The sequence below is a fragment of the Oleiphilus sp. HI0128 genome, assembly GCF_001635365.1.
Map to the genome: position 1 here is coordinate 1 of NZ_LWGG01000654.1, position 255 is coordinate 255.

A 255-nucleotide genomic window follows, 5' to 3' on the forward strand; every position below is an offset into this window, starting at 1 on the left:
AAACGCAATCTTGAAGTCAGTTGGTCGTGCAGTTCGCTTGCGCGAAGGTACAGACTACGTGTTCAACAATGTTCAAATTTTGGTTGAGTCTTCATCAGATGCAGACGTTGAGGCGATCCGTGTAAGTGACACTGGTGTTGATACTGATACTCGCGCAACGGTAACAGGTGCAGGTCTAGCGATTAAGAACAATGTAAACGCTAGTGCTGACCTGTTCACTGCAGGTTCTGAAGCTCGCTTCACTGTAGATGCTGG

At 47.5% G+C, this 255-nt stretch carries 1 protein-coding gene; it reads left to right on the forward strand.

The genetic code is table 11. The features are described 5' to 3' along the window. A partial coding sequence (locus A3763_RS28485; RefSeq protein WP_197482849.1) for a hypothetical protein occupies positions 1-255 on the forward strand: 255 nt, incomplete at both ends.